The following is a 6057-nucleotide window of genomic DNA, read 5'->3' as shown; positions in this document are numbered from 1 at the left end:
TCGTTAACCCCTTTGACTACTGCCGTGCTAATTTTGGGTAGCGTCCGCAAAATTTCTCCAATTTTGCCTTTATCTCGACCGGCTATCACTTGTACCGTGTCGCCCTTGTTAACGTGCATTTTGTAGCGTAATGGGGTATCAGTTTGTGCCTTCTGGTGTTTAATTGGCATCAGAGTACCTCCGGAGCAAGGGATATAATTTTTGTGAAGTTTTTCTCTCGCAGTTCCCGCGCTACAGGGCCAAAAACGCGGGTCCCTCTGGGATTGCCATCTGGGTTTATGATTACTGCTGCGTTGTCATCAAAGCGAATACTCATACCGCTTTCCCGACGTAGCCCCTTGCGGGTGCGCACAATCACAGCCCTAACTACATCTGACTTTTTGACGCCCATATTTGGAATGGCATCTTTGACCACACCAATAATTACATCACCCACACCGCCGTAGCGCCGATTTCCTGCACCAATAACGCGGATGCACATTATTTTTCTGGCTCCACTGTTGTCAGCAACGTTTAGGTAGCTCTCTTGTTGAATCATCAGTGTTCCTCCTCTAATAGAGTAATGAGTTATGAGTTAAACGAGTTATTAGTTAAACATTGCTAAGTTTCCAATTCCGAAAGGATTTTCTTCCGAGATCTCACGCACATTGGTAGGTCGTGGAAAACCCACATCGACTAGGGTTAACTCGCTATTTTGAGGAACTACTGACGATTTCAGCAACCATCCAGCGTTTGGTACGACTCAGTGGTCGTGTTTCTCTAATCCGAACGCGATCGCCTTCTTTACATTTATTTTCCTCATCATGAGCTTTGTATCGCTTGGTACGCACAACAATTTTGCCGTACTTTGGGTGGGGAGACCTATTTTCAATAGCCACCACCACAGTTTTGTTCATTTTGTCGCTGACCACCAGGCCAACTCTCTCTTTTGCTGCCATACTATTCCTTATGCTTCTGATTCTGATTGTGGGGTATCACTTTGTTCTGATTGTGGGGTATCACTTTGTGAGGTATCTGTTGATTCTTTCTGTTTAGCGAGTTGGCGTTCTCGTTCTACTGTCATTAGCTGAGCGATTCGGTGCTTAAGATGCTTAAACTGGTGAGGTTTTTCTAAGCGTTTGGTTGCCTTTTGCAGGCGCAAGTCAAACAACTGACGCTTAGCTGCTAAGATTTCCTGCTCTAGTTCGGCATCGCTCAGGCTTCTAGCATCTTCTATCTTGGGCAGAGCCATAGCTTATACCTGTTCCCCTTCACGAGAAATGAACTTCAATTTAATGGGAAATTTGTTCGCAGCCAGACGCATGGCTTCCCGAGCCACCTCTTCGCTTACCCCAGCGATTTCATAGATAATCCGACCGGGTTTAACTACTGCTACCCAAAACTCTGGGGAACCTTTTCCAGAACCCATACGAGTTTCTGCTGGACGCATGGTGACTGGTTTATCTGGGAAAATTCGAATCCAGATTTTGCCACCACGACGAACGTAGCGCGTCATTGCCCGACGACCTGCTTCGATTTGGCGGGAGGTAATCCAAGCTGGTTCTGTGGCTTGCAGGGCATAATCACCAAAGTTAATGGTACTGCCACGAGTGGCCATACCCTTCATTCGTCCCCGGTGCTGTTTGCGATATTTTGTTCTTTTTGGACTTAACATAATTTGTTCTTTGTTAATTGAAAATCGAAAATTGAAAACTGACAATTAACAAGCAAGCAATTTTCAAAATACTAGTGAGTCATTACTAGTCATTTGAGCGGTCTTCAAACTGCTGGCGGCGTTTTGGCTGACGGCGACGAGGTTGAGCTGTGTTAGGGGTAGGCTTTTCTTCTTGACCGGGAATCACTTCCCCTTTGAACACCCAAACTTTAATGCCCAAAATTCCATAAATGGTTTGGGCCGTTTTGTAGGAATAGTCAATATTTGCCCGGAGGGTATGGAGGGGCACTCGTCCTTCACGAGTCCACTCGGTTCGGGCAATTTCAGCTCCATTTAACCGACCACCTACCTGAACTTTAATCCCTTGGACATCAGCCCGCTGAGCCCGCTGAATTGCTTGACGAACCACTCGTCTGAAGGAAACTCGGCGCTCTAGCTGTTGGGCAATGTACTCGGCAATTAGGGTAGCATCTGCATCCACCCGTGATACTTCCACGACATTGATACGAATCTGACGATTGTTGCCCAGGGATTTTTGCAGACCGACACGCAAAGACTCAATACCACTGCCACCACGACCAACAACTACTCCAGGTCGAGCTGTATGAATTTCTAAATCAATCTGGTCAGCTTTGCGCTCAATCCGGATGTCGGAAATTCCAGCATTATTGAGGTTTTTGTCAACATATTGTCTGATTTGATAATCTTCCTGCAACAGAAGCGGATAACGCTTTGAGTCGGCAAACCAGCGAGAGCGATGCTCTTGCGTGATACCTAGCCGAAAACCAATTGGATGTATTTTCTGTCCCACTGTTCTTTTCTTTCCCTATTATCTAGCCATAGCGCTATTAGTGTTCACCCTTGGTAATGCTCAATCAACTCACTAACTAATCATCTACTTCTGGAGAAACAGCCACCGTGATATGGCAGGTTGGCTTGCGAATCTGATAAGCACGACCTTGAGCTCTTGGTCGATACCGCTTCAAGCTTGGTCCCATATCCGCAAAAGCTTTAGTGATGTATAAGCTAGCTGGGTCAATCCCTGCATTGTGTTCAGCATTGGCAACAGCGGAGCGTAGTACTTTCAAGACTGGTTGACAAGCCCGGTAGGGCATAAATTCCAGAATGATCAGAGCTTCCCGATAGGAACGCCCCCGAATTTGGTCAAGTACTCGCCTCACTTTACTTGGAGACATCCGAATGTAGCGTGCGATCGCTTTAGTTTCTGCTGTAGTGTCTATCGCCATCGTTCCATCATTTGCTTTCTTTATAGCTACTAACTACTGAACTAATCACTTTAACGACGGGCCTTACCATCCTTAACATGTCCCCGAAATGTTCGAGTCGGGGCAAATTCGCCCAGCTTATGACCTACCATCTGCTCATTGATAAAAACTGGTACATGTGTCCGCCCGTTATGAACGGCAATGGTGTGACCAACCATCTGCGGCACAATGGTCGAGGCTCTTGACCAGGTTTTAATCACCTGTTTTTCACCTTTAGCATTCAAGGTTTCAATCTTAGTCAGAAGACTATCGGCTATAAAAGGACCTTTTTTTAATGAACGACCCATAATTCAACGCTCGTTAGTTTTTAGTTGTTAGTTGGTAGTTAATAGTTGCTAGTTGGTAGTGATTAGTTGCTATTTACAACGTTTAACCTGCTAACTTTAACGTTCAACTCCTTAAGAATCGCGACCACCGCGCCCTCGCTTAGAGGATTTCCGCCTACGCCGGACAATTAAAGAACTACTTTGCTTTTTGGCCTTACGAGTTTTGGCTCCCAAGGCTGGTTTCCCCCAGGGGGTCACTGGACCGCTTCTACCAATAGGAGCTCTACCCTCACCACCGCCATGGGGGTGATCTACCGGGTTCATTACACTGCCCCTTACTTGGGGACGACGGCCTCTATGTCGATTGCGACCAGCTTTACCTAAACTCAAGTTTCTGGCTTCAACATTACCGACCTGTCCAATAGTGGCGTAGCATTCTTTACGCAACATCCTGACTTCACTAGACGGCAGCTTTAGGGTGACATAGTCACCTTCTTTAGCTTGCACTTGAGCAGTTGCTCCGGCTGCACGGACAATCTGTGCTCCTCGCCCTGGGATCAGTTCAACGTTATGCACGTTGGTGCCTAAGGGAATATCCTTTAGGGGCAAGGCATTGCCTATTTCGATGGGAGAGTCAGGCCCAGATATAATGGATGACCCCACTTCCAAACCCACAGGATGCAGGATATATCGCTTTTCACCATCTTGATAGTAGAGAAGCGCAATCCTAGCATTCCGATTGGGGTCATACTCAATTGCTGCCACTTTTGCCGGAATATTGTGCTTATCCCGGCGGAAGTCAATTACCCTGTATAGACGTTTATGTCCGCCACCGCGATGGCGACAGGTAATAACACCGCGATTATTGCGACCTTTTTTACGATGCTTAGACTTGGTTAGGGATTTTTCTGGCTCAGTCCGAGTAATCTCAGCGAAGTCTGAGACAGTACCCTGACGAGTGCCTGGGGTGTATGGTCTATAGCTACGGATGCCCATAACAAGTATTTTTTACTTAGTTTGTCTTGACTAGTTTGTCTTGACTAGTTTGTCTTAACAATTGACAATCTACCAATTGGCAATTAACCAAATTAATAATTAGCAATTAGCAATTAGCCAGTTTTATACGTCTGGGAATAGAGTAATCGAATCTCCTGGAGCTAGGGTAACAATCGCCCGTTTGTACTGGGTTTTGTAACCTACAAATTTTCCCACTCGACGCTTTTTCCGTGGCGGACGTAGGGTATTTACTGCCACCACTTTCACTTCAAAAAGACTTTCAATCGCGGCTCTAATTTGTGGCTTTGTCGCTTTGATAATCACATCAAAGACATACTTGTTCTGCTCCATCAGTAGGGTCGCCTTTTCAGTCACAATTGGGCGAATCACCAAATCAGCAAGGTCACGGGGGTTATACTCAGTCATTGTAAACCTCCTGAATTTTGGCAAGAGCCGTGTTAGTTGTCACGATTTTATCAGCGGCCAGGATATCATAGGTATTCAAGTTGGTGGCATAAATCAACTTGACAGTTGCTAGGTTACGGACTGACAAATAAACCTTTTCTTCTGGCTGAGCTAGGATTAGGAGAACTTTTGACTCAGGCTCAATTCCCCAACGACCAATTGCTGCCACCAAATCCTTGGTCTTGGGTCGTGGTAGTTGCTCAGTAAATTCCTCTACCACAATCAAATCCTCTGCTCGACTCATAAACGCTGTTCTCAGAGCCAAGCGACGCTCTTTGCGGTTCATTTTCTGGCTATAGTCTCTGGGTTTCGGACCAAAGATTACACCACCACCACGCCATAGGGGTGAACGATTAGAACCAGCACGAGCACGACCGGTTCCCTTTTGTCGCCAAGGTTTGCGTCCTCCACCTCTAACTTCGGAACGAGTTTTTGTACAAGCATTGCCTTGACGAGCATTGGCCATTTGTCTCACCAGTGACCGGTGAACAATGTGGGCAGCGTTTTCTTCTTTGGCAACTCGCATCTGGAGTGTTGCCTGCCCTACTTCTTCCCCTTGCCAGTTTCGCACTGAACAATCTACCATTTGTTCTCTCCTTCTTAGCGAGCAAGCGTTTAGCAATTAGCTGTTAGCTTTTAAGCACTTAGGGGGTGCTAGTAGTAAAAATAAACAGTTACATATACATCAGGCTTACACCTAACGATGAGGGAGCTAATTGCTTTTTCGTTCTGACTAACGTCCGACTTTATTAGTGGGTGCAATGCTCAAGAGTGTCCCTGGTTTACCGGGAACTGCACCTTTAATCGCTAGCAAATTGCGCTCTTGATCTATCTTGACTACTTCAAGTTTGCGAATTGTCACCTTGGTACCGCCGTAACGACCAGCCATTTTCTTACCTGGATAGGTACGACCAGGGGTTGTCCCTGCTCCAGTGGAACCTGGAAGGCGGTGGTTTTTGGAACCATGAGCCATCGGTCCTCGCCTGAAGTTGTGACGTTTCTGATAACCCGCGAAGCCACGACCAATGCTTTTACCGCTGACATCGACAATTTGACCAATACTGAACATATCGGTATTGACTGGCTGACCCAGTTCAAAATTACTGGTATCATCCACGCGGTACTCACGTAGGTGGCGTAAGGGTGGGGCGCTGGACTTAGCCAAGTGTCCTATTTCAGGCTTATTAATTGCCTTAGGCTTGACTTGGTCATAACCAATTTGAATGGCATTGTAGCCATCTGTCTGGTTGGTTTTTATTTGGGTCACAGTGCATGGCCCAGCTTTGACGACGGTTACAGGAATCGCTCTTCCTTCATCATCGAACACTTGGGTCATACCGAGTTTGGTACCGAGGATACCGACAGACACTGGTTTCTCCTTTGTAGACAA

12 protein-coding genes are annotated in these 6057 nt (G+C 46.4%); all 12 read right to left on the bottom strand.

Annotated features, from left to right (window positions below; all coding sequences use genetic code 11):
* Positions 1-170 (bottom strand): KOW motif-containing protein (locus F6K20_RS21155; protein WP_287295925.1); only part of this gene is annotated, 170 nt, incomplete at its 3' end.
* The gene (rplN, locus tag F6K20_RS21150) at positions 170-538 is read right to left on the bottom strand and encodes a 50S ribosomal protein L14 (protein WP_008191203.1); all 369 of its coding nucleotides are present in this window, start codon (positions 536-538) and stop codon (positions 170-172) included. The genes F6K20_RS21155 and rplN, both read right to left, overlap by 1 nt.
* Before the next feature lie 151 nt (positions 539-689).
* Positions 690-938 carry a 30S ribosomal protein S17 gene (rpsQ, locus tag F6K20_RS21145; RefSeq protein WP_008191205.1) on the bottom strand — a complete coding sequence of 83 codons (249 nt, stop codon included), beginning with the start codon at positions 936-938 and terminating at the stop codon, positions 690-692.
* Between the two features lie 8 nt (positions 939-946).
* On the bottom strand, positions 947-1231 hold the full coding sequence (gene rpmC / locus F6K20_RS21140) for a 50S ribosomal protein L29 (protein WP_008191208.1): 285 nt from the start codon (positions 1229-1231) through the stop codon (positions 947-949).
* A gap of 3 nt (positions 1232-1234) precedes the next feature.
* The gene (gene rplP / locus F6K20_RS21135; protein WP_044495712.1) at positions 1235-1654 is read right to left on the bottom strand and encodes a 50S ribosomal protein L16; all 420 of its coding nucleotides are present in this window, start codon (positions 1652-1654) and stop codon (positions 1235-1237) included.
* A gap of 85 nt (positions 1655-1739) precedes the next feature.
* Positions 1740-2465, bottom strand: coding sequence for a 30S ribosomal protein S3 (rpsC, locus tag F6K20_RS21130; RefSeq protein ID WP_008191211.1), 726 nt, complete (start codon positions 2463-2465; stop codon positions 1740-1742).
* A 76-nt stretch (positions 2466-2541) separates the two neighbouring features.
* Positions 2542-2901: a 50S ribosomal protein L22 gene (rplV, locus tag F6K20_RS21125; protein ID WP_008191214.1), complete on the bottom strand. Its 360-nt coding sequence runs from the start codon at positions 2899-2901 to the stop codon at positions 2542-2544.
* Between the two features lie 50 nt (positions 2902-2951).
* On the bottom strand, positions 2952-3227 hold the full coding sequence (gene rpsS, locus F6K20_RS21120) for a 30S ribosomal protein S19 (protein WP_008191216.1): 276 nt from the start codon (positions 3225-3227) through the stop codon (positions 2952-2954).
* A gap of 111 nt (positions 3228-3338) precedes the next feature.
* Positions 3339-4202: a 50S ribosomal protein L2 gene (gene rplB / locus F6K20_RS21115; protein ID WP_008191218.1), complete on the bottom strand. Its 864-nt coding sequence runs from the start codon at positions 4200-4202 to the stop codon at positions 3339-3341.
* A 123-nt stretch (positions 4203-4325) separates the two neighbouring features.
* Positions 4326-4628 carry a 50S ribosomal protein L23 gene (locus F6K20_RS21110; RefSeq protein WP_070390686.1) on the bottom strand — a complete coding sequence of 101 codons (303 nt, stop codon included), beginning with the start codon at positions 4626-4628 and terminating at the stop codon, positions 4326-4328.
* On the bottom strand, positions 4621-5253 hold the full coding sequence (gene rplD, locus F6K20_RS21105) for a 50S ribosomal protein L4 (protein WP_008191222.1): 633 nt from the start codon (positions 5251-5253) through the stop codon (positions 4621-4623). The genes F6K20_RS21110 and rplD overlap by 8 nt, the downstream gene beginning before the upstream one ends.
* A gap of 147 nt (positions 5254-5400) precedes the next feature.
* On the bottom strand, positions 5401-6036 hold the full coding sequence (gene rplC, locus F6K20_RS21100; protein WP_287265039.1) for a 50S ribosomal protein L3: 636 nt from the start codon (positions 6034-6036) through the stop codon (positions 5401-5403).
* Positions 6037-6057: the final 21 nt, after the last annotated feature.

It is taken from the genome of Moorena sp. SIO2C4 (assembly GCF_010672485.1).
GTDB lineage: Bacteria > Cyanobacteriota > Cyanobacteriia > Cyanobacteriales > Coleofasciculaceae > Moorena > Moorena producens.
This window is presented reverse-complemented; position numbering and strand designations above follow the sequence as displayed.